This window comes from Duganella sp. S19_KUP01_CR8, from assembly GCF_036688705.1.
GTDB lineage: Bacteria > Pseudomonadota > Gammaproteobacteria > Burkholderiales > Burkholderiaceae_D > Rugamonas.
Genome location: NZ_JAQQPR010000012.1, coordinates 1 through 21,624 on the forward strand (window position 1 = coordinate 1; position 21,624 = coordinate 21,624).

Consider the following 21,624-nt stretch of genomic DNA (forward strand, 5'->3'; position numbering starts at 1 on the left):
CCATTAGAGCATGAGCTCGGCTGATTAGCCGAACTCATGCTCTAATGGCGGACCTGACCCCGGATTTTTAGTGCGGCCGGCGGCGGAACCAGCCGGCCAGCGACAGGCGGTCGTGCGTGGCCGGCAGTACTTCATGCGGCATGTCGGCCGACATGAACAGCACCAGCCGGCTGCCCATCGGCGCGATGTCGCAGGTGGGCGCGTCCAGCGGATGCACACGCAGCGCGCCGCCCTGCTCCACTTTCCAATCCGGGTTCAGATAGATCACTACCGAGACGGTGCGCAAGTCGTCGTCGCGAAAGCGGTCCAGGTGCTTGTGATAGGCGGCGCCGGGGGCGTAGTGCGCGAAGTGGCTTTCGTAGCTGTCGAGACCCAGGAAGAATTCCCGGTTCAGCGCCAGCCGCAAGGCTTCCATCACCAACAGATAACTGTCGCAGGCGGCGGACTGGCCGGCTTCCAGCCACAGGATGCGGTCGCCGCGTATGTCGCTGCGCACCGCCTGCGCGGCGCCGCGGCCGACAGCGGCCAGCGCCAGCACGCCAGCGGCCGCGCCGGCGCGGCATTCGGCGGCCAGGGCCAGCGTCAAATCATGGGATAAAAACAGGTTCTGCTGCGACCAGCCATGCAAGGCCAGTCCATCGAGCGTCAGTTGATGCAGGCCATCGGTGCTGGCGGGGAGTTCATTGGGCATAGGACTCCTAGTGAGCGGCCATAGTACCACCCATGCACCGTAGCGCACATCGAATGCCCAGTTCGGCAGCGCCCAGCCAGCCTGTTCTACACTTTGACTTACCGCAGTGTGCGCCGGCAAAAGGGTCGCATGATTGATATCGTGCGCCCATCACCGCGGCGCGGTAAGGCATACAATGAAACTGCTCGAACCAAAATCCCACGTGCCGCCACTTCCGGCGCCCAAACGCAAACGCAAACGACGCAAGCCTGCCCCTGCCAAGCCGCCAATGCCGGCACCTTGAGGAAAGGGAAGTAGTCATAAATGAGAACAAGGAAGAGTTGCGGTTCAATCTTCGCTACGCCCAGCGCCTTTACCAACGGACCGCACGCCTTTATCGCCGAATACAAACCATCCTGACTTTTTTCAACTTGCTGGCTGGCAGCAGTGCGGTCGCGGCATTGGCCGCCCAGATGTTGATTCCATCCGCTTGGCTGCTGGGCCTGTTTGCGGTTTTCAGTTGTCTCAATCTGGCGATACGACCAGCCGACAAAATCGCAGCCAACGATGCGGACGTCCGCAAGTACGGCACGCTACTAGCAAAGCTCAACACACTGGATACGCCGATACTCCAGCAAATGCTGGATGAAGCGCGCCTTTCCGACACTATCGAAGTGGAACCGCTACGCGCGGTGGCATATAACGACGTCGTCATGGAAATCGATGAGCCGGACTCACTGATTGAGCTGAGTCCGATCCAAAAGCTGATGGGTGTTCTAGCCTGATTCCGCCAATCGGGCGCGCACGGCGTCGATAAAGGCGTCGGGCTTGTCGAGGCTGATGCAGATGCGCTCGACGGACTGTGTGCGGCCGAAGGCGTTGAGTAATTTGCTGCCTGCCTTCAGACGCAGCTCCACGTTCATGCTGCCGAACTGGCGGTAGCGCAGCAGGCCGCGCTGGCGGCGGATGTCATCGCCGCAGCGGGCCACCGATTCGATCAGGTGGTACGGCACCGAACGGTCGGCCGCGAACACGCCGTAGCGTATCAATATCGCCTTCTCGTCCAGCGACACCGGCCGCCACTGGCTGGCCCGGTACTCCGCCACCAGATACAGCACCGACCACACGCTGAGTACATCGAGCACCCATGCGAACACCGGCTGTACCGCCACCAGGTGCAGCATCAGGTGCGACAGCGGCATTTCGAACAGCATCACCATGATCAGCGCGAACTGGTTGGAGACGTTGCCGTCGTTCTTGTCGTAGCTGAAGTGCTGCTGGCCGGCGAAGCGCAACTGCTCGCCGCGCCGCATGAACAAGCCGTAGTACCAGATCCGCGCCTCGAACAAGGCAAACGGCGCGAAGCCGGTGCCGGCGAAGCGGCCGTGGATGGCGGTCGCCAGCGCTTCGTCGGCGTTGCCGCCCAGGCGCATCAGCGCCTTGATCCGCCGCACCATATACACCAGCAGGAACAGCTCCAATGCGCCCTGCACCACCGCCAGCAGCGGCCAAAGCCGCTCGATGTCGCGCCACAGGTCCTTGCTGCCGTTGGGGATAATCAGGCTGCCGAAGGCGAATCCGGCCATCGCAAACACCAGCCACTTGAGCAGGAACACCTTCCACGACGGGCGAAACATGAAGTAGTACAGCAGCGGGAAGCTCACCAGCAAATCGCCCAGCAAAGGCCAGTCGACCATGTTGCGGCCGTAGTCGTTGGCGATGAATGGCACGCGGAAGTAGAGGTAGTGCGCCGACATGGTCAGCAAGACGATCAGCGCGAACCAGTGTTTTCTTCCTATGCCTGCAATCATGGACACTCCCCGTGTGGTGGACACGGAGAGTATAGCCGTCTATTTAAAAGCTTTCACGAGCGCGTCCAGTTTCACTTTCAGCGACTGGTCGTGATGGCTGACGGGCGGCACTTCGCGCTTGATGTCGAGCAGCTGGTACACCGCCATCTGCGCCGCCCGCACCGAGTATTCGACGGTGAACACCACGTCCTCCGGCACCTCGACGAACTGGCTGACAAAGGCCAGGTTGCGCGAGTTGGCAGGCACCGGCAGCGGACGGTCGCTCTTAAAGCGCGGCATGAACATGCTGGTAATGTAGGGCATGCGGCATGGGATGCAGTTCGCCTTGGCCATGATCTCCATGTCGAAATTCAGATGGCCGCACAATTCGCGCAGGATCTCTTCGCCGCTGCAATCGGCCATGGGCTTGGCGACGAAATTGCCGATGCGGTCGGGGTGCAGCGAGTAGCCCCAGAACACCTGCACGCCTTCCGGCTGGCCGGCGAAGTGCGGCTGGTGGGCTAGCACGATCGACATCAGCCAGTTCGAATCCTTGAACGTCACCAGCCCGCCGGTGCCGGCCACGTTGCCGCTGAATTGCTCCATCTTGTCGAAGAAGGCCGGGTCTTTCAAGGTGACCGTGAACGACTCCCACCACGATTCCGGAATGCTGGAATTGAAGGCGGCCGGATTGCCGAACTGCGGACGGTCCACCGCCAGCTTTTCCCACAGGGCCCAGCCCTGGCTGTCGCGCTTGTCCAGCTTGGGCGGCGCGTTGCGCATGCTGCCGAAGCTGGAAGCGTCGGTCATCGAACCGTTCTGGAAGAACACCAGGTCGTGCGGGGCTACGGCGATGGTCATGGCCTCGCCGTTGCGGGTGCATTGCAATGCCGTCGCGGTCAGCGTGCCACCCTCCTCCAGCAGCTCGATGTCGTCGACCTTGCAGTTGCGGACGATCTGTACGCCCTGCTGTTGCAGCCAGTGCTGCAAAGGACGCACCAGCGAATCGTACTGGTTGTAGACCGTGCGCTTGACGCCGGCCAGCGTTTCGATGCGCGAGAACTCCATCATGAAGCGGTGCAGGTAGCGCTTGAACTCCACCGCGCTGTGCCACGGCTGGAAGGCGAAGGTGGTGGCCCACATATACCAGAATTTGGTGTCGAAGAATTCCGGCGACAGCCAGTCGGTGATGGCGCTGTTGCCCAGTTTTTCTTCGTCGGCTTCGGCCAGCGCCAGCAGGTCGGTGCGGTCCTGCATGCTGAAGCCCATCGACGTCACGTCAACGCGGAAGCGGTTGCGGTCGACCAGGCGGGCCTGCGAGTGCGATTTGTGCATGGCGTTGAAGGCCACGGTTTCGTCGTAGACGCTCTGGCCTTCGTGTTCCAGCGAGGGGATGCTCTTGAACAGCTCCCAGGTGCATTCGTAGTTGTCGGTGGTGAGCATGCGGCCGCCGCGCAGCGTGTAGCCGCTGTCCGCGTTGCCGCCGCCATCGAGGCTGCCGCCGGCCAGCGGCATCGCTTCGAAGATGGTGATGTTGCGGCCTTCAACGCCGCCGTCGCGGATCATGAAGGCGGCCGCCGACAGCGAACCGATGCCGCCGCCGACCAGATATGCTTTGATGGTATTGCTCATGGCAGTGCCCTTCTCGTGAGAATAAGTTGCCATGATAGTGGGGGTTGTCTTGTTAAAAATGCCGCACGTTACGCCAAAGCACCATATCCATGCGCCAGATCAAAAATTCAAAAATATATCGGGCCAATTAAAAAAGGCTCCCCGCAAGGAGCCTTCGACAAGGAGACTGGCGCCGCCTTATTTTTCTGCCGAATACATGCCGGCGTATTTCAGGCCGAAGTACAGGATGAAGGTGTAACAGGCCGCTGGGACCAGGAAGGACATCTGCAGGCTGACGGTGTCGGCCAGCAGGCCTTGTGCGAACGGCACCAGCGCGCCGCCGACGATGGCCATGCACAGCACGCCCGAACCCTGGCCGGTCAGTGGACCCAGCTTGTTCAGCGCCATCGAGAAGATGGTCGGGAACATGATGGAGTTGAACAGGCCGACCGCCAGCATCGCCCACATCGCCAGCTTGCCGCCGGTGAAGATCGCGATCAGCACCAGCGCGATCACAGCCGCCGAGTTGAAGGCCAGCGCCTTGCCCGGGCTGACGTAGCGCATCACGGCGAAGCCGATGAAGCGCCCCACCATCGCGCCGCCCCAGTAGTAGCTGACGAAAGGCGCCGCGTCGGCAGTCGACAGGCCGGCCACTTTCGCATCGCCGATGAAGTTGATCAGGAAGCTGCCGATACTGACTTCACCGCCCACGTACAGGAAGATCGCCACCGCACCCAGCACCAGGTGACGGTGTTGCAGCACCGCCGACCAGCCGGCGCTCTCGCCGCCAGCCTGTTCGGCGTCGACGATCTTCGGCAGGCGCGCCAGCGCGAACAGCACCGCCAGCGCCAGCAAGGCCGCCGCCAGCACCAGGTAAGGGCCTTGCACGCTGGCCGCCTGGGTCGTATGGTAGGCCGCCAGCTGCTCGGTGGTCAGCTTGGCCATGTCGGCGGAGCTCATCACGCCGCCGGCCAGGATCAACATACCGCCCAGCGTAGGCGCCACGGTGGTGCCCAGCGAATTGAAGGCCTGGGTCAGCGTCAGGCGGCTCGATGCCGTCTGCGAATCGCCCAGCACCGTCACGTAAGGATTGGCCGCCACCTGCAGGATGGTGATACCGCCCGCCAGCACGAAGAAGGCGATCAGGAACAACGTGTAGCCGCTGGTCGCCGCCGGGTAGAACAAGGCGCAACCGGCGGCCGCGATGGTCAGGCCGGCGACGGCGCCGTTCTGGTAGCCGATTTTTTTAATCAGCATACCGGCCGGCAACGAGACGATGAAGTAGGCGCCAAAGAAGCAGAACTGCACCAGCATCGCCTGTACATAGGTCAGCGTGTAGACCGCCTTCAGGTGCGGGATCAGCACGTCGTTCAGGGAGGTCAACAGACCCCACATGAAGAACAGGATGGTGACGATGATCAGCGGACCGGTATTGCCACCGGTCTGAGTCTGGCCGCCCGACATCGGGACGGCTGGGGAATATTGTTCCATGCTTTGATAGTCTCCTGATTTTTATTTAAAGTCGCCGCACGCCAGCGCATCCTTGTCTTTGGCGGCGCCGCCAACGATCTGGATGTTGGCGAAGGTCGCGGCGAACGGCGCATCGGCGGCCACGCTGAACGGCGTGCTCAGTGCCGCCAGCGACAGTCCTTTGGCGCTGAAGCAGGCCAACGGGATTTTAACCGTCTGCTTGCCCTTTCCCGCCAAACGCTGGAACACGGCGCTGGCGTCCAGCTCCACCGTTTCGATGCCGACGCTGACCTTGCCCTGCGGCGCAGCCGACACGATAGCATCAAATTGCAGCGCGCCGTCGGTCGACGCGAAGGCCGGCAGCTTGTGCGCCTTGGCCGCTTGCGCTTCCAGCTTGGCGGCGCCGGTCCAGGTAAGGCGCTTGGCGTCCTGCTGGGTGTTGATCTGCGCGGTTTCGACGGTGACGGTCGGCAGCTTGAAGACGGCGTTCAGGTCCGCGCCCAAGGCCACGCGCTGGCCGCCGCTGTGGACATACAGCGCATAGGTCGAACGGTCGGCCGGCGCGTACACCGGCACCGCACTGGTCTTGCCGCAGCCGCCGGCCGGATAGCTGGCGTCCAGCAGCTGCAAGGCGCCCTTGCTTGCATAGGTCATGCCGTAACCGTACTTGAACAGCGGATCGTAGGCCGCGTCGCCAACGTTCAGCGGCGACTGGCAGGCCGACTTAGGCCACGAGAACGACAGCTTGCCGTGGAAGTCCACATTGACCTTGCCGTCGGCTTTGCGGAACAGCACATCGGAGACGCCCTTGCCTTCGGTGCCCGGCAGCCAGGCCGAGACAAAACTGTCCGACAGGTTGAGCAGGTCGTTGACGAACAGCGGACGGCCGGTCACCAGCACCGTCACCACCGGCTTGCCCTTGCCCGATACCGCCTGCAATACCGCCAGGTCCTCGGGATGGCGGCCGGACAGGCGCAGCGTGCCCGATGGGCCGATGTCGCCGTCGCCTTCCGCATACGGCGTCTCGCCGATGACGGCGATGACGGCGTCGAACTTGCCGACGTCGACGCCGGCGGCGTTTTCGCTGAAGGTGACGTTGTCCTTGCCGGCGGCGTCCTGGATGCCGGCCAGGATGGTATCGCTGACCGGGTAGTCGCTATTCTTGTTGTCGGTGCCCTGCCAGGTCAGCGACCAGCCGCCCGACTGGTTGGCCATGCTGTCGGCGCTCTTGCCGACCACCAGGATCTTCTTGCCGCGCGCCAGCGGCAGCACGCCGCCGTTGTTCTTCAACAGCACCAGCGATTCGCGCACCGCCTGGCGCGCCAGCGCGCGCTCCTGCAGCAGTTCCTGCTTGCCGGCGTAGATGTTCTGCGACGGCTTCTTGCCGTCGAACAGGCCGGCGCGCAGCTTCACGCGCAGGATGCGGGTGACGGCGTCGTCGATGCGCGACATCGGGATCTCACCCTTCTCCACCTGCGCGATGGTGTTGGCGATGAAGGCCTTCCAGTGTTCCGGCACCATCACCATGTCGACGCCGGCGTTGATCGAGGCGGCGCAGCTGTCGTTGGCGCAGCCCGGCACTTCGGCGATGGCGTTCCAGTCGCTGACCACCAGGCCGTCGAAGCCCATCTTGGTTTTCAGCGCGTCGGTCAGCAGCTCTTTACTGCCGTGCATCTTGCCGTGGTCGGTGCCGCCCTTGACGTCGCTCCAGCTGTTGAAGGACGCCATCACCGTCTGCACGCCAGCCTGCAGCGCCGGGTAGTAGCCCTGGGCGTGGATGTTGATCATGTCCGACATCGTCGCCTGGTTCTCGCCGCGGTCCTTGCCCTCGGCCGTGCCGCCGTCGCCGATGAAGTGCTTGGCGGTGGCGACCACGGTGTTGTCCGATTTCAGGTCGCCCTGCAGGCCCTTGACGTAGGCGCCGGCGTAGTCCTTGACGATGGCCGGATCTTCGGAGAAGGATTCGTAGGTGCGTCCCCAGCGGTCGTCGCGCACCACGGCCAGCGTCGGCGCGAACACCCAGTCAATGCCCGTGGCGCGCACCGCCTTGGCGACCGACTTGGCCATCTGGCCTATCAGCTTGGCGTCGCGCGCGGCGCCCAGGCCTATGTTATGCGGGAACAGCGTGGCGCCGTACATATTGCTGTTGCCGTGCATGGCGTCGATGCCCCAGATGACCGGGATCCGCACCTTCATGTCGGTGCCCATCGAAGCGTCGTAGTAGGCGTCGGCCAGCTTGACCCAGTCGGCCGCGCTGGCGTGCTTGTTCCCGTCCGGCCAGCTGCCGCCGCCGTTGAGCACCGAGCCGATGTAGTACTTGCGGATGTCGTCCGGCGTGCTGAATTTGATTTCCGGCTGCGTCATCTGGCCGATCTTTTGCGCCAGCGTCATGCCGGCGACGATCTGCGCGATGCGCGCCTCCATGCCAGAGTCCTGCTTGACGGCGCTGGTGATGTGCGGCCAATCGGCCAGCGGCTTGGCGGCCGGCGCGGCGGCGGTGGCAATGGCGCCGCCCAGCGCCAGCGTGGCGGCCAGCACGGCGCGGCGCATGATGTAGTTATTGGTCTTCATTCGTGTACTTGTCTCCGTTGTTGATATTGTTATCTCGTCGCTCCCGCGAAAGCGGGAGTCCATAGTCAGCATGGGTTCCCGCCTCCGCGGGAACGACAATCACTCGTCGCGCAAAAAGCCGCTGTACCATTGGCCGCTTTGCTTGAGGATGCGGCGCTGCGTCGGGTAGTCGATGTAGGTCAGGCCGAAGCGGCGCAGATAGCCTTCCGCCCATTCGAAGTTGTCCAGCAGGCTCCAGGCGAAATAGCCTTTGATGTTGCCGCCGGCGGCGATGGCGTCGCGCACGGCGGCCAGGTGGCGGATCAGGTAATCGCGCCGCGCCGTGTCGTTGACGGCGCCGTCCGCGCCCAGGTGATCGTCGTAGGACGAACCGTTTTCGGTCACGTACAGATCACCGGTCGGATAGTCGCGCGCCACGCGCTCCAGCAACTCGACCAGGCCTTGCGGCGACACCTCCCAACCGAAGTCGGTGCGCTGGCGATCCTGCGGATAAATGATCGAGGTACGCAGCGGATACTGCTCCGGCGCGTCCTTCACCACCTCGGGGAAGTAGTAGTTCACGCCGAGGAAGTCCATAGTCGCGGCGATGGCCTCCATATCGCCCGGCAGCACCTGCGGCGCGTCCCGGCCCACCAGTTGCAGCGCCAGCTCGGGATAGCCGCGTCCATACAGCGAGTCGAGGAACCAGCGGTTGCGCAGCACATCGTGGCGCTGCACGGCCTCTTGATCAGCAGCGCTGTCGCTGGCGGCCTTGACCGGGTGCAGGCTCAGGGCGATGCCGACCTTGGCGCCCGGCACGTTGGCGCGTATCAGCGGCACCGCCAGGCCGTGCGACACCAGCACGTTGTGGCACACCTGCAGCGCCAGCGGCAGGCTCTTGTTGCCCGGCGCGTGCATGCCGTCCCAGTTGCCGTGCATGGCCGTGCACCACGGCTCGTTGTGCGTGATCCAGTGCTGCACGCGGTCGCCCAGGTGCTTGCTGATCACATCGGCGTAGTGCAGGAAGGCGTCGATCGTGGCGCGGTTGGCCCAGCCGCCCTGGTCTTCCAGGTACTGCGGCAGGTCCCAGTGGTACAGCGTGCACCACGGTTGCAGGCCGCGCGCCAGCATGCCGTCCACCAGCTTCGAATAGAACGCCAGTCCCTTGGCGTTCGGCTCGGCGTCGACGCCGTTGAAGATGCGCGGCCAGGCGATCGAGAAGCGGTAGGAGTTCAGGCCCATCGATTGGGCCAGGTCCAGGTCCTCCTCCCAGCGGTGATAGTGGTCGCAGGCCACGGCGCCGGTGGAGCCGTCGCGCACCTTGCCCGGGGTTTCGCTGAAGGTGTCCCAGATCGACGGCACGCGGCCATCCTCGGCGGCCGCGCCCTCGATTTGATAGGCCGATGTCGACACGCCCCACAGGAAGTCGCTGGCAAAGTCGGAACGCTGGATCGCCGTAGGCAGGTCGGTAAGAATCATGGTCATGGTTTTAGTTTTATTGTGCGAAGGGAGTAGGCGGTACGGTGGCGTTCATCCATTTGATGACGGTTTGCTGCGGTTCGTAAGGCACGCTGCCGAACAGGCGGAACAGGTTTTCGATCTCCGCCAGCGAGGCTTTGTTGAAGTCCAGCTTGGGGATGCGGGCGCCGGGCGAGTTGGTCACCATGCCCCAGGTGCCCTTGCCCTGCCCGCCCTGGTTGGACAGCAGCTTGTAGGCCCAGGCGGTCGATGCCCAGCCGTTGGCGACGTAGCTGTCGTAGCTGGCGCGCGTGACCTGGCCGCCCAGCTCCGGCCCCATCGCGGCCCACGGCTGGAACTCGCCGATGAAGTAGGCGGTGTCCAGCTTTTGCTGCTGCGCCTTCCACGCGCAGACGCCGCCCTTGCCGGCATCGGCGCCATGGCCGCATTGCAGCCAGTCGCGATGCACGGCGACGCCCGGCTTGCCCCAGCCGAAGTGGCCGGGATAGGGATGCATCTCGAACGCCACGTTGACCTGTCCATGCTCGGACGGTTTGCCGTAGGCGTCTATGCCCTTGCTGTGGCCCGGCAGGATGATGACGTGGTTGGGATCGATCTTGCGGATCTCGCGGTACAGCGTGCCCATGACGACGGCCAGGTTTTCCGGCGTCGTGCCCCACGGTTCGTTGAGGATGCTGTAGCCGGCCACCGCGCCACGGTCCTTGTAGCGCGCGGCGATCTGCTGCCACAGCCAGATGGTGCGGGCCTGGTACTCCGGCGTGTCCCAGTACTGGTTCTTGCCGGCGCAGCCGCTGTGGTGCTCCCAGCCCTGCGAGCCGACCGCGCCGTGCAGGTCGAGGATCACGTAGATGCCGCGTTTCTCGGCTTCAGCTATGGCGTTGTCGAGGTAGCGCCAGGCGTCGGCGCGCAGCTGGCGCGGATGCTTTTCGTCTTCCAGCACGCTGTAGATGAAGGGCAGGCGCACCAGGTTCAGCCTCAGCTTGGGCAGCATGTCCCAGTCGCGCGCGGTGATCCAGTTGTCGCGGTACAGCGCATACAGGCGCTCGCGCTCGGCGTAGCCGAAGCGTTTGTCCAGCACCGCCTCCAGCTTGCACTGGTCATCGATGCCGGCGCTGCCCTGGCCCATCATCCAGAATTCCTGGATCAGGTAGTTGCCCAGGTTGACGCCGCGCAGCGCCGGCGCGCTGCCGTCGGCCGCCAGCCAGCGCGTGCCTTCCGTGTGCAGCATGGGCAGCACGGACGGCGCGGCCGGCGCCGGGGTTTGCGCCTGAGCTGCAGCCGCGCCCAGCAAGACTGTCGCCAGCCAGGCGGTGCTCAGCAATCGTGTTGTGACCATCCAGCGCCTCCATGTGTGGAATCGTTTCCAATATACTACAAAAAAAGAGCGTGCGACCGGCGCACACCCTCATTCTTTACGGCTGTTCAGGAGCCTGCGCCAATGATGCGCGCTGCGTCACGTGCACGCTGTAGGCACGCTCGACCGGCCGCTTCAACTCGTAGCAGCGGTTGAGCAGGAAGTTCAGGCCGTTCAAGGTCATCTCGCTCCACGGGATATGCACGCTGCTCAGGCGCGGCGCGGTGAATTCCGCGCTGTGCGTGTCGTCGTATCCCAGCACCGAGACCTGCTCCGGCACCGCCACCCCCGCCTGCTGGAAGCAGGACAAGGCCCCCACCGCCATCTCATCGTTGGCGCAAAACACCGCCGTAAATTCATAACCCGACGCCATCAGCTGCTCGGCGCAAGCCCAGCCGCCCTCTGGCGAAAACTGGCCGTCCTCCATCCACACCGACGCCGGGTCTATGCCCGCCGCCGCCAGTTCCGCCATGAAACCGGCGATGCGCTGCTGGTTGTCCGGCGCGCTGGCGCGGCCCGCGATCACCGCGATCCGGCGATGGCCCAGTTCCAGCAAGGTGCGCGCCGCCAGCCGTCCGCCGGCCTCGTGGTCGACGGTGAAGCACTGCTCGGCGATGCTGGCGAAGGCATGGTTGATCACCGCCACCCGCGACTGGAACGGCCCCAGCGCCACAAAATCCTCGTCCTCCAGCGAATTGCTCATCACGATCAAGCCGTCGCTGCCGCGTTCGATCAGGAAGTTGACGCCCTCGATCGCCTGCTGCCGCGCGTCGCCCTCGCCGACGCCGAAGGCCACCACCATGTTCAAGCCGCTGGCCCGCAGCGCCGTGTAGATCGACTGCAGGATCGGCGTGTAGAACGTCCCGCTCAGGTAGGGGATGTACACCCCTATCATCTGCGAACTGCCCGACAACAGCGAGCGCGCCGCGTGCGACGGCCGGAACTCCAGCTCCTCGATCGCCTTGCGCACTTTTTCCAGCGTCGCCTGCGATACCGAACCCTTGCCGCTGATCACGCGCGACGCTGTGCCCAGCCCTACTCCCGCCAGGCGGGCTACGTCTTTGATGGTTGCCACAGCTTCCCTTATCCGTTCAGTCGGCGGCAAGCATACCCCATCGCGCCCGGCGGTGACAAGCACGCCGGCACCGGCTTGCCGGGCCGCCTGCGCCCGGTATTGCATTGGTCCTTATCCGGCTAATCGCGCAGCGCCGCGGCGATGCTCTTCTGCGCCTTCTCCACCGGCATGCGGGTGTTCCAGAACGCCGTCAGCACGTCCTGCAGCGCGCCGTTCTGGTCGGGCGTCAGGTAGACCTCGATCATGCCCAGCGGGCGCGCCTTGTCCTTCATGATCGCCATGCCGGCCTGGGCGCAGGCGTCCATCGACGACACGTCGATATCGCTGCGCACCGGCAGCGAGCCCTTGAGCTTGCTGAACTCCAGCTGCGCGGCCGGCGCCAGCATGGTGGTGGCCAGCAGCTTCTGCGCCTTGACGGCGTCGGCGTTGGACGTTTTCGGGAACACGAAGGCGTCGCCCTGGATCAGGTAGGGCACGGCCGGCCCCAGGCCGGCGATGCAGCCGTAGTCCTTGCCGGCGGTCTGTTTGGCGGCGGCGAACTCGCCCTTGGCCCAGTCGCCCATGATCTGCACCCCGGCCTTGCCGCTGATCAGCATGGCGGTGGCGTCGTTCCAGTTGCGGTTGGGCGAGCCGGCGTCGACGTAGCCTTGCAGGCGCTTGAAGGCCACCAGCACCTGCTTGAACGCTTCCGAGTTGAGCGCCTTGGGATCGCGGTCACGCAGCACCTGCAGGTACAACTGCTTGCCGCCGACATTGGCCAGCATGGCCTGGAACAGGATGTTTTCCTGCCACGGCTGGCCGCCGTGCGCCAGGCCGACTACGCCGGCCGCCTTCAGCTTGTCGAGCGCGGCGAACAGCTCGTCCGGCGTGGCCGGCTCCTTGACGATGCCGGCCTTCCTGAACGCCGCCTTGGAATACCAGATCCAGGTCGACATGTGGATGTCGACCGGCAGCGCGTAGTAATGGCCCTTGACGCGGATCACGTCCAGCATCGGCGCCGGCATCAGCTGGTCCCAGTGGTCGCGCGCGGCGATGTCGTCGACGTTGTTGAGCGAGCCCTGGTCGATCAGGTCGCGGAACTGCTTGGTGGTGTTGAACTGGGCGGCGGTGGGCGGGTTGCCGCCGACGATGCGGTTGATCGCCACCGCCTTGGCCTGGTCGGCGCCGGCCACGGCGGTGTCGACCCAGACGCCGCCGGCGGCGCGGTAGGCTTCGGCGAATTTGCGCACGGCGGCCGACTCGCTGCTGGAGGTCCACCAGTGCATCACTTCGGCGCGCGGCGCGGCGGCCGGCGCGGCCGCGTGGCTGGCGCCGCCGGCGGCCAGGGCCCCTGCCAGCGCGGCCAGCAGCGACATGGCCATGCCGCCCCTACGGTGCTTAGTCATCCTGTCTCCTTGTCCGCCGATGTGCCCCGGCGCGGTGTTGGTCTGGTGTGCGATCTTAGCCGTTGCCGCCGTCCCGGGCAAAAAAACCGGCGCCATCCGGGGCGCCGGCAACTTCGCGACCGAAGAGACACGGTACATGCAACAAGCTTTGGAAACGTTACCAATTGATGCGGACGAATATATCACCCATTGTTTTTGGGTGTCAACCGACAATTGCGGCAGCCGGCGCCGGGCCGGCTGCCGCCGCGCTTACGCGCCTTCCGGCACGAACACGCGCAGGCGGTGGCCGTCGCGGTCGACGGCGACGAAGGTGTAGCCGAAGTCCAGCGCCACCGGGCGCTGGGCGATGGTCACGCCGCGCGCCGACCAGTCGGCGTGCATGTCGTTGACCACGGTGCGGTCGCCGACGCTGATGCACAGCTCGCCGCCGCCGCCGGACGCCAGCGCCTTCGGCTCGACCCCGTCGCGCGCCCACAGGCCCAGCTTCAGGCCGGACGCCAGCGCGAACAGCGCGAAGGTCGGGGCGACGTCCACCGGCTGCTGGCCCAGCAGATCGGCGTAGTAGGTGGCGCTGGCGACCGGATCGTCGACGTACAGCAGGACAAAGTTAGGGCTGATCATGGTGGTTCTCCTGGTGGTTGATAAGGGTGGTCGCGGCGCGCTGTGCCGGCGCCGCATGAACAGAATGCTAACGGCAGGCTGTGACAGTTTCTGTCAGGAGCATCGCGCTTGTCGTCGATCAAAGGCGAATGTTTCCGAGTGGATAGACTGTAGCGGTATCGACACCCAGGAGGCCGCGCATGGACACCCTAAGCCGTTGGCCGCGCCGGCAGCGCGGCGCCCTCGCCCTGATGTTTGGCGCGGCCGTGGTCGGCATGCTGCTGCTGGTGGGCATGGCGCTCGACCTCGGCCAGCTGTACACCCGCAAGGCCGAGCTGCAACTGCTGGCCGACACCACCGCGCTGGCCGCCGCGCGCGAGCTGAACGGCACTGCCGCCGGCGTCGCCAGCGCGCTGGGCAAAGCCGCCGACGCCGCCGCCGGCGTGCGCTACCAGTTCGGCCAGTCGCCGATCGCCTGGTCCAGCGCCGCCCTCAGCTTCAGCGCCACGCCGGACGCGGCCGGCGTCTGGCTCGGCGCCGCCGCCGCCCAGGCCGCGCCGGACGGCCTGCTGTACGCGCGCGTCAAAAGCGACCCGCTCAACGCCGCCTACGGCCAGGTGCAAACCGTGTTCATCCGTCTGCTGTCGAGCGGCTTGAACTCGGTCAGCACCTCGGCGCAGGCGGTGGCCGGCCGCCTGACCATCGCCGCCACGCCGCTGGCGGTGTGCGCGCTGTCCAACACGCCGGCCGCGGCCCGCCTCAATCCCGGCCCGCCGGCGCTCAACGAGCTGGTGGAGTACGGCTACCGGCGCGGCGTCGGCTACGACCTGATGCAACTGAATCCGAACGGCCTGGCGCCGCAGCACTACGCCATCGACCCGCTGTCGCCGCCCGGCAGCGTCGGCAGCGCCGGCAACACCGCCGACAGCGTGCTCGCGCCGTATGTGTGCGCCGGCACGCTGCAGATCCCGCGCCTGCAGGGCGGCGCCATCACGGTCAGCCGCAACTTCCCGCTGGCCACCCAGTACCCGCAGCTCAATTCGCGCTTCGACCAGTACGCCGGCGGCGCCTGCTCGCCCAACGGCGCGCCGCCCGACACCAACGTCAAGTCCTATGTCTACACGACGATCCCGTGGATGAGCACGGCGCGCAACGGCCAGGGCGCCAAGCAGTTCGCCGACGCCGCCAGCGGCAAGCTGTGGACCGTGGCCGATCCGCTGCCCTCGCCGGCCGGCACGCTGAGCGCCGACTACGGCCCGCTGTGGTCCTACGCCAAGGCGGCGCAGTACGCGTCCTACGTGCCCGGCGCGGCCGAGCCGGCCGGCGGCTACGCCACCTTCAGCGCCGCCAACTGGGCCGCGCTGTATGCGCCCGGCGTGCCGGTCGCCAGCGGCTACCCGGCCAGCACGCCGTACCAGGCGGTGGTGGGCGCCAACTTCCAGGCGCCGTCCGCCGCCAACCAGCCCGGCTGGCGCCAGCGCCGCGTGCTGCACGTGGCGCTGCTGGCCTGCCCGGTGGCGGCCGGCGGCACCGTCAGCGCCACCGTGCTGGCGGTGGGACGCTTCTTCATGACGACGCCCGCCACCGCCACCAGCTTGCACGCCGAGTTCGCCGGCGCGCTGCCGGACCAGGCGCTGGGCGGCGCCGTCGAGCTGCTGCCATGAGCCGTCCCAACGCGCCCCGCCGGCCGCGCGGCATCGCCGCCGTGGAAATGGCGCTGATCCTGCCGACCTTTGTGCTGCTGCTGGCGCTGCCGCTGTTTCTCGGGCGCGCGCTATACCACTACCAGATCATGCACCGCGCCGCCCACGACGCCGCGCGCTACCTGTCGTCCTGCACCGCGCTCGAGCTGCGCACGCCGGCGCGCACCGCCGCCGTGGTGGCCGCCGCGCGCGCCATCGCCGCGGCCGAGCTGGAGGGGACCCACGCCGGCAGCAGCGCGCCGGCCGTCAGCATCAGCTGCGACGGCGCCCAGTGCACCGGCCTGCTCCTGCCCACGGTCATCACGGTGCAAATCAGCACCGTGCTGGAGGACGACGTGTTTCCCTACTACTCCTACAATCTGGTGGGAACCAGCGGCATGCCGCTGGTGGTGCCGGTATCGATGCATTATGTCGGCAACTAAGCCCCCAGGCGCGCGCGGCGCGATCACGATCGAATTCAGCCTGCTGTCGCTGCTGTTTTTCACGCTGCTGTTCGCCGTCATGGAAGTGGCGCGCGCGATGTACTTGTTGAATACCCTGCAGGAGGTGACGCGGCGCGCCGCGGCGCTGGCCGCCGTGAGCGACTTCAGCAACCCGGCCGTGATGGACCAGGTGCGCCAGACCGCGCTGCTGCGCGACGGCCCCGGCATGCTGACGCTGGGCCAGCCGGTCACCGACGCCCACATCCGCATCGACTACCTGTCGCTGGCGCGCGCCGGCAACGGCGACCTGACGCTCACGCCCATCCCGACCGGCAGCCTGCCGGCCTGCGTGGCGCGCGCGCGCCTGAACTGCATCGCCGACCCGAACGGCGCCGGCTGCATCCGCTTCGTGCGCGCGCGGCTGTGCGCGCCGAACGGCAACAGCTGCGACCCGGTGAGCTACCAGACCATCATGCCCTTGTTCAGCCTGTCCGCCACGCTGCCGACCGCGACCGCGATCGCCCGCGCCGAGTCGCTGGGCCTGCAGGCCGGCAGCCCGATGTGTCCCTAGCGGCTTATTCCAGCTTCCACACGTACTCGAGGGTTTGCCATTGATCCCCGCCCGGCGACAGGAATTTGCACTTGGTGATGCTGGTCGAGGCCGCCTTGTCGAGGTTCTTGAAGCCGCTCGACTTGCTCACCTTCGACTCCTGCACCTTGCCGTCGGCCGACAGCTTCAGGCTCAGCACGACCGTGCCCTTCTCTTCGTTCATCAGCGAGGCCTTGGGATACTCGATCACGCAGGGAACCTTGGAGTCGAGCGTCGCCATCTTGTCGGCGGCAAGCGCCGGCAACGTGACCGACAACAGACTGAGCGCAGCAATGGCATAACGTTTCATGGGTGTTCCTTATGGTGGGTGACGGGATGAACCCTGGTTGCCGCCAGCGACGGGATCGCCGCCGCGCGCACTTCGATCCTACGCTTGAGCACGCCAGCCTGTCGATGGCGGGCGCCCAGAGTGTTGCTTTTCCGCAAAACTTTGAACGACACGATAGTATTGGCATAGCGACTCGCCAGCGTATATGCTGATGAGATGGCTTCATGACGATCCACGCAGAAAGCACCCGCAAATGAAGCGCCGCTCCTTGATACGACTGGCATTGTTGCCCTGGCTGCCCGCCATGGCGGCGCCCGCGAAGCCCGTGATCAACGTCTCCACCCTGGTCGGCGACGATCCCGCCACGGACATCGCCGAGCTGGTGCTGCGCGAAGCCTACACCCGGCTGGGCTACAAGCTCGAAGTGCACCGCCTGCCGGGCGAGCGCACCCTGATCTACGCCAACGAAGGCCGCATGGACGGCGAGCTGTATCGCAAGCTGGGCATGGACCGCACCTACGGCAACCTGGTCATCGTGCCGGTGCCGCTGCTGACCTACGAGATCGTGGTCTTCACGCACGGCACCAGTTTCATCCTCAACGGCTGGGACAGCCTCAAGCCCTACACCATCGGCCACGTGCGCGGCATCAAGATCGTGCAGGAGAACACCATCGGCATGAAGACCGAGGCCGTGCCGACCATGACCCAGGCCTTCCAGAAAATGATGGTGGGACGCACCGACCTGGTGGTCGGCAACCGCCTGTCCGGCATGGCGGTGATCAAGCAACTGAAGCTGGACGACGTGGCGGTGCTGGCGCCACCGCTGGCCGCCTTCCCGGTCTACCACTACCTGCACAAGAGCCACGAAGCGCTGGTGCCGCAGCTGGCCGCCGTGCTGCGCCAGATGCGCGCCGACAAGGTTATCGAAAACATACAGCAGCGGGTCGCGGCCGGATCGTAGGGAAGGCCTGGTCCTACAAGCTTGCAAGCCAAGTCCGAACCGAATACCGGCCGCCGCCGCTTACACTCTTCTTTTGATCAAGAACAATAGGAGAGCGCGCTATGCTCAATCTGTCCAGCCGTGGCCGCGCCTTCCTCGTCATCGTCGGCGCCCTCGCCGTCGACGAGTTCGGCAACGAAACACTCATCGGCCTGACGGTACTGGAATCGGACTATTTCTTGAAGCATCAGGAATATACCGACCAGCGCCTGATCCATCTCGGCGCCCCCCGTTTCCAGTTATTGATGGACCGCCACCTGATCGCGCGCCGGCAGGCGCTGCCGACAAGGCCGGCCTGAGGCCGCGCTCACATGCCGTGCATGCGCTTGAACAGGCCGACCAGATCGAGATACTGCGCGCCGACATACAGGCCGACGCAAGCGGCGACCAGCAGCGCCGCAACCACCGTGGATTTTTTCATCACATTTCCTTTCAAAGACTGGCAAGAGAAAGCTGAATGCTGAGACGCGATGCCGCCCATGCCGGCAAACCGCTCGCCAGCAAGGCGCCCAGCAGCACCAGCGCCGTCCAGGCCAGGGCGCCGGCGCTCGACACCGTCAACGGAAACGCCAACCCGAACAGCAGTTCGCCCAGATAGGCGCCGATCGCCGCCGACAGCGGCAGCGACAGCGCGAAGGCCAGCGGCACGCTCATCGCCGCCACCAGCACACCCTCGCACAACACATTGCGCAGCACCACGGCGGAACTGGCGCCGATGCTGCGCATGATGCCGAACTCGCGCCCGCGCTCGGCCACGTTGCTGCCCATCGCCGAACCCAGCCCGAACAGGCCGACCGCCGCCATCAGCAAGGCGATGAACAGCATGGCCGCGATCAGCAAATCGAAATGGCCATCGACCTCCTTGCGCAGCATGGTCTCCGTCAGGTTCATGCGGACGTCGATGCCGGCGGCGGCCAGCGTGCGGCCGATCTCGCGCGCCGCCGCATCGATCGCCGCTTCGTCGTGCGCGCGCAGCACGATGCGATAGCTCGATGCCTGCCCCGGGCGTCCCGCCATGCGCGCATAGGTCGGCGCCGAGACGAACACCGTGGCCGCCGTCATGTCCTGGCGCGCGATACCAGCCACCCGCAGCGTCAGCGCGCGGCCATGGCCGGCGATGCCGACGCTGCCGCCGACCCGCGCCTGCGGGAAGAACTCCAGCGCGGCGCTGTTCAACACCACCTCGTCCGGCTGGCCTGCGCCCAGCCACTGGCCGGCCAGCATCTCCAGCTTCAGCGTGGCGTTCTGCTCCGGCACCGCCTGCACCGCCAGCGTGCCGTGCGCGCCGTCCGGGTAGACACGCTCGATCTCCAGGCCGTCGGCGCGCTGGCGGGCCACGCTGCTGCGCTCCCACGCCTCGACCCGCGCGACCGACGGCAGCGCCGCCAGCAACTGGCTGACCTGCGCGACCGGCGCCGGACGGGCCAGCGTGGTTTCGATGTCGTAGTGGCGCTCCGCCGCCGCGACCACCAGGTGCCGCGCGGATGCGGCCCGTATATTCAGGCTGCTCATGAACATGGCGCCGGCCAGCGCCAGCAAGCCCAAGGTCAGCAGCAGGCGGCCGCGCCGGCGCAGGCTGTTGCGCAGCGCCAGCAGCAGGCTGCGGTCGACCAGCGGCAACCGGTCCAGCCACGCCGCCGGCGCGGCAAAGCGCTGGCCATGGCTGCCGCTGTCGCTGATCGTCGCCTGCACCGTCGCCGCGCTGGCTTGCGCGATCGGCACCGCAGCGATCGCCAGCGGCAGCAGCACGCCGGCCGCGATCATCAGCAGATAGCACCAGTGCGGCACCGCGCCGCTATGCATGATGAAGTTGAGGAGCTGGTTCAGCACCACGCGCGAGAACGCGCGCCCCGCCGCCAGCCCGGCCGCCATGCCGAGCGCCGTGGCGACGCCGGCCAATGCCAGCACCAGCGTCAGATACAGGCCGGCGATCTGCGAGCGCCGCGCGCCGATGGTCTTCATCACGCCGATCTGGCGCCGCTGCTGTTGCAGCATGCCGCCCACCACCGTGGCCGCCAGCACCGCCGACAGCAGCAACGCCACGCCGCTGAACACCAGCAGCATCGCCAGGATGGAACTCATGACCTTTTGATGCGGATGCTCGCCCGGCGGCGGAATCCGGATGCGCTCCACCGCATGCCCGTTCTGCCGCAGCCAGACCGCCAGCCGCGCCACGGTCGCCTCGATGGCGTCGACATTCATGGGCTGCTCGCTGACGGTCAGCTTCAGCTGCCGCAGGCTTCCGTCCAGTCCCAGCGCGGCCACGGTGGCCGGCGTGGCATAGGCGTACACGGTCTGGCCACGGCTGGCCGGCGGCAAGGACGGGTCGTGCACGGTGCCGGAGATCTGCAGCGTTTGCGGCGCGCCGTGGCCGGTGCCGACGGCGATGCGCTGGCCGATGCGCGCACCGATCAGGCGCAGCGCCTCGCGCTCCAGCAGCAGCGATCCATCCGGCGGCGGCCATGCGCCCTGCTCCCGATACACGGTGTTGATGCGCAGCTGGTTGAAGTCGTCCACCACGAAGATGGTCAACGGCAGCGCCGCGCCCTGGCCCTCGCCCGCCAGGGTGACGCCGACCGTGCCGCTGGCCTGCGCCTGCGCGATGCCGGGGAAGGCGCGTATCGCCGCCAGCAGCGGCGCGTCGATGCGTTCCAGTTGCAGCGTGGCCGACGGCGGATTGGTGTCGAGGTAGTTGCGGGTGGTCTCGCGACTGAGGATGGTGTAGCTGCTCAACATGGTGGCCAGCCCGCACACCCCGGCCGCCATCGCCAGCACCGTCAGGGCCACGCGGCCCGGCGTGAGCGCGACGTCGCGCAACAGCTTGCGCCAGCGCGGGCTAAGCATGCCGCACCCGGTTGGCGGTATGGTCGATGCCCACAACGCCGTCGCGCGGCGCGCAGATCCTGCCGTCGGCCAGCGTGACGACGCGCGTGAAGTACTCGCTGAAGTCGCGTTCGTGCGTCACCATCAGCACCGTCTTGCCCTGTTCGACCAGGCCGGCGAACAGCTGCATGATCTGGCGCGTGGTGTCGCTATCGAGATTGCCGGTCGGTTCGTCGGCCACCAGGATGGGCGCGTCGTTGGCCAGCGCGCGGGCGATCGCGGCGCGCTGCTGCTGGCCGCCGGACAGCGCCGACGGCAGCTTGTCGGCCTGCGCGCCGATATCGAGCTGCTCCAGCAAGGCCAGCGCGCGCGCACGCCGCTGGCGCGCGGGATAGGTGGCGCAAAAGTCCATCGGCAGCATCACGTTTTCGGCCACGGTCAGCGTCGGCAGCAGCTGGAAGAACTGGAACACGATGCCGAGGTGGCGGCCGCGCCAGCGCGCCAGCTCCGATTGCCGCATGCCGTGCACGGCGGCGCCGTCTATACAGACTTCGCCGGAAGACGGCGTGTCGATGCCGCTGGCCAGGTTCAGCAAAGTCGATTTGCCGCTGCCGGATTTGCCGACCACGGCGACGAACTCGCCGGCCTGCACCTCCAGGTTGATGCCGTCCAGCGCCATCAGGCTGCCGGCGCTGCTGTCGTAACGCTTGCTCAAATCGCGCAAGACCATCAAGGGTCGCGCCGCTGCGGATGCTGTCATGGTTGGTTCCCGTCGGTTGAATAGCACAGCAGCCATTAAATCGACGGGGGATTG

General features: G+C 66.2%; 19 protein-coding genes. 6 read left to right on the forward strand and 13 right to left on the reverse strand.

Annotated features, from left to right (window positions below; genetic code table 11):
• Window positions 1-67 precede the first annotated feature (67 nt).
• Window positions 68-691 (reverse strand): 2OG-Fe(II) oxygenase, encoded by a 624-nt coding sequence (locus V6M89_RS13540; RefSeq protein WP_332853655.1) that lies wholly within the window; start codon window positions 689-691, stop codon window positions 68-70.
• Window positions 692-1,011: 320 nt separating this feature from the next.
• Between V6M89_RS13540 and V6M89_RS13545 the strand changes: the two genes are divergently transcribed.
• Entirely contained in the window at window positions 1,012-1,455 is a 444-nt protein-coding gene (locus V6M89_RS13545) for a hypothetical protein (protein ID WP_332853657.1), read from the forward strand.
• On the opposite strand, the gene V6M89_RS13550 is transcribed toward V6M89_RS13545, so the two are convergent.
• The 9 genes from V6M89_RS13550 to V6M89_RS13590 all read right to left on the reverse strand — a co-directional run bounded on the left by V6M89_RS13550 (window position 1,447) and on the right by V6M89_RS13590 (window position 14,005).
• Window positions 1,447-2,481, reverse strand: coding sequence for a hypothetical protein (locus V6M89_RS13550; protein ID WP_332853658.1), 1,035 nt, complete (start codon window positions 2,479-2,481; stop codon window positions 1,447-1,449). The genes V6M89_RS13545 and V6M89_RS13550 overlap by 9 nt on opposite strands.
• Window positions 2,482-2,520: 39 nt before the next feature.
• Window positions 2,521-4,092, reverse strand: coding sequence for an oleate hydratase (locus tag V6M89_RS13555; protein ID WP_442881973.1), 1,572 nt, complete (start codon window positions 4,090-4,092; stop codon window positions 2,521-2,523).
• Window positions 4,093-4,269: 177 nt separating this feature from the next.
• On the reverse strand, window positions 4,270-5,562 hold the full coding sequence (locus tag V6M89_RS13560) for a sugar MFS transporter (RefSeq protein ID WP_332853660.1): 1,293 nt from the start codon (window positions 5,560-5,562) through the stop codon (window positions 4,270-4,272).
• A 21-nt stretch (window positions 5,563-5,583) separates the two neighbouring features.
• Entirely contained in the window at window positions 5,584-8,112 is a 2,529-nt protein-coding gene (locus V6M89_RS13565) for a glycoside hydrolase family 3 protein (RefSeq protein WP_332853661.1), read from the reverse strand.
• 99 nt (window positions 8,113-8,211) lie between these two features.
• On the reverse strand, window positions 8,212-9,576 hold the full coding sequence (locus tag V6M89_RS13570) for a GH1 family beta-glucosidase (RefSeq protein WP_332853662.1): 1,365 nt from the start codon (window positions 9,574-9,576) through the stop codon (window positions 8,212-8,214).
• A 10-nt stretch (window positions 9,577-9,586) separates the two neighbouring features.
• Window positions 9,587-10,906 carry a glycoside hydrolase family 5 protein gene (locus V6M89_RS13575; RefSeq protein ID WP_332853663.1) on the reverse strand — a complete coding sequence of 440 codons (1,320 nt, stop codon included), beginning with the start codon at window positions 10,904-10,906 and terminating at the stop codon, window positions 9,587-9,589.
• A gap of 76 nt (window positions 10,907-10,982) precedes the next feature.
• Entirely contained in the window at window positions 10,983-11,999 is a 1,017-nt protein-coding gene (locus tag V6M89_RS13580) for a LacI family DNA-binding transcriptional regulator (protein ID WP_332853664.1), read from the reverse strand.
• 119 nt (window positions 12,000-12,118) lie between these two features.
• Window positions 12,119-13,384, reverse strand: a complete 1,266-nt coding sequence (locus tag V6M89_RS13585) for an ABC transporter substrate-binding protein (RefSeq protein WP_332853665.1) — start codon at window positions 13,382-13,384, stop codon at window positions 12,119-12,121.
• A 249-nt stretch (window positions 13,385-13,633) separates the two neighbouring features.
• A complete protein-coding gene (locus V6M89_RS13590; RefSeq protein WP_332853666.1) occupies window positions 13,634-14,005 on the reverse strand; it encodes a VOC family protein in 372 nt (123 codons plus the stop codon).
• A gap of 179 nt (window positions 14,006-14,184) precedes the next feature.
• Between V6M89_RS13590 and V6M89_RS13595 the strand changes: the two genes are divergently transcribed.
• The 3 genes from V6M89_RS13595 to V6M89_RS13605 are packed head-to-tail and all read left to right on the forward strand — an operon-like array spanning window position 14,185 to window position 16,680.
• Entirely contained in the window at window positions 14,185-15,648 is a 1,464-nt protein-coding gene (locus tag V6M89_RS13595) for a pilus assembly protein TadG-related protein (protein WP_332853667.1), read from the forward strand.
• Entirely contained in the window at window positions 15,645-16,109 is a 465-nt protein-coding gene (locus tag V6M89_RS13600; protein WP_332853668.1) for a TadE family protein, read from the forward strand. Before V6M89_RS13595 ends, V6M89_RS13600 begins: the two co-directional genes overlap by 4 nt.
• Window positions 16,096-16,680, forward strand: a complete 585-nt coding sequence (locus tag V6M89_RS13605; RefSeq protein ID WP_332853669.1) for a TadE/TadG family type IV pilus assembly protein — start codon at window positions 16,096-16,098, stop codon at window positions 16,678-16,680. The genes V6M89_RS13600 and V6M89_RS13605 overlap by 14 nt, the downstream gene beginning before the upstream one ends.
• Window positions 16,681-16,684: 4 nt before the next feature.
• Here the strand turns inward: V6M89_RS13605 and V6M89_RS13610 are convergent, their stop codons facing one another.
• Window positions 16,685-17,008: an energy transducer TonB gene (locus V6M89_RS13610; RefSeq protein ID WP_332853670.1), complete on the reverse strand. Its 324-nt coding sequence runs from the start codon at window positions 17,006-17,008 to the stop codon at window positions 16,685-16,687.
• Window positions 17,009-17,240: 232 nt separating this feature from the next.
• On the opposite strand from V6M89_RS13610, the gene V6M89_RS13615 reads away from it, so the two are divergent.
• Together V6M89_RS13615 and V6M89_RS13620 are read left to right on the forward strand one after the other, a co-directional pair.
• Window positions 17,241-17,948, forward strand: coding sequence for a substrate-binding periplasmic protein (locus V6M89_RS13615; RefSeq protein WP_332853671.1), 708 nt, complete (start codon window positions 17,241-17,243; stop codon window positions 17,946-17,948).
• Window positions 17,949-18,049: 101 nt separating this feature from the next.
• The gene (locus V6M89_RS13620) at window positions 18,050-18,286 is read left to right on the forward strand and encodes a hypothetical protein (protein ID WP_332853672.1); all 237 of its coding nucleotides are present in this window, start codon (window positions 18,050-18,052) and stop codon (window positions 18,284-18,286) included.
• A gap of 133 nt (window positions 18,287-18,419) precedes the next feature.
• On the opposite strand, the gene V6M89_RS13625 is transcribed toward V6M89_RS13620, so the two are convergent.
• Complete coding sequence (locus V6M89_RS13625; protein ID WP_332853673.1) at window positions 18,420-20,831, reverse strand: ABC transporter permease; 2,412 nt, start codon at window positions 20,829-20,831, stop codon at window positions 18,420-18,422.
• A complete protein-coding gene (locus V6M89_RS13630; RefSeq protein WP_332853674.1) occupies window positions 20,824-21,570 on the reverse strand; it encodes an ABC transporter ATP-binding protein in 747 nt (248 codons plus the stop codon). The genes V6M89_RS13625 and V6M89_RS13630 overlap by 8 nt, the downstream gene beginning before the upstream one ends.
• Between the last annotated feature and the right edge of the window lie 54 nt (window positions 21,571-21,624).

What these genes read in the sequence shown, in the direction of transcription:
- V6M89_RS13540 (WP_332853655.1), bottom strand. Translation starts at nt 691, where the DNA reads ATGCCCAATGAACTCCCCGCCAGCACCGATGGCCTGCATCAACTGACG.
- V6M89_RS13550 (WP_332853658.1), bottom strand. Translation starts at nt 2,481, where the DNA reads ATGATTGCAGGCATAGGAAGAAAACACTGGTTCGCGCTGATCGTCTTG.
- V6M89_RS13555 (WP_442881973.1), bottom strand. Translation starts at nt 4,092, where the DNA reads ATGAGCAATACCATCAAAGCATATCTGGTCGGCGGCGGCATCGGTTCG.
- V6M89_RS13560 (WP_332853660.1), bottom strand. Translation starts at nt 5,562, where the DNA reads ATGGAACAATATTCCCCAGCCGTCCCGATGTCGGGCGGCCAGACTCAG.
- V6M89_RS13565 (WP_332853661.1), bottom strand. Translation starts at nt 8,112, where the DNA reads ATGAAGACCAATAACTACATCATGCGCCGCGCCGTGCTGGCCGCCACG.
- V6M89_RS13570 (WP_332853662.1), bottom strand. Translation starts at nt 9,576, where the DNA reads ATGACCATGATTCTTACCGACCTGCCTACGGCGATCCAGCGTTCCGAC.
- V6M89_RS13575 (WP_332853663.1), bottom strand. Translation starts at nt 10,906, where the DNA reads ATGGTCACAACACGATTGCTGAGCACCGCCTGGCTGGCGACAGTCTTG.
- V6M89_RS13585 (WP_332853665.1), bottom strand. Translation starts at nt 13,384, where the DNA reads ATGACTAAGCACCGTAGGGGCGGCATGGCCATGTCGCTGCTGGCCGCG.
- V6M89_RS13590 (WP_332853666.1), bottom strand. Translation starts at nt 14,005, where the DNA reads ATGATCAGCCCTAACTTTGTCCTGCTGTACGTCGACGATCCGGTCGCC.
- V6M89_RS13595 (WP_332853667.1), top strand. Translation starts at nt 14,185, where the DNA reads ATGGACACCCTAAGCCGTTGGCCGCGCCGGCAGCGCGGCGCCCTCGCC.
- V6M89_RS13600 (WP_332853668.1), top strand. Translation starts at nt 15,645, where the DNA reads ATGAGCCGTCCCAACGCGCCCCGCCGGCCGCGCGGCATCGCCGCCGTG.
- V6M89_RS13605 (WP_332853669.1), top strand. Translation starts at nt 16,096, where the DNA reads ATGTCGGCAACTAAGCCCCCAGGCGCGCGCGGCGCGATCACGATCGAA.
- V6M89_RS13610 (WP_332853670.1), bottom strand. Translation starts at nt 17,008, where the DNA reads ATGAAACGTTATGCCATTGCTGCGCTCAGTCTGTTGTCGGTCACGTTG.
- V6M89_RS13615 (WP_332853671.1), top strand. Translation starts at nt 17,241, where the DNA reads ATGAAGCGCCGCTCCTTGATACGACTGGCATTGTTGCCCTGGCTGCCC.
- V6M89_RS13620 (WP_332853672.1), top strand. Translation starts at nt 18,050, where the DNA reads ATGCTCAATCTGTCCAGCCGTGGCCGCGCCTTCCTCGTCATCGTCGGC.
- V6M89_RS13625 (WP_332853673.1), bottom strand. Translation starts at nt 20,831, where the DNA reads ATGCTTAGCCCGCGCTGGCGCAAGCTGTTGCGCGACGTCGCGCTCACG.
- V6M89_RS13630 (WP_332853674.1), bottom strand. Translation starts at nt 21,570, where the DNA reads ATGACAGCATCCGCAGCGGCGCGACCCTTGATGGTCTTGCGCGATTTG.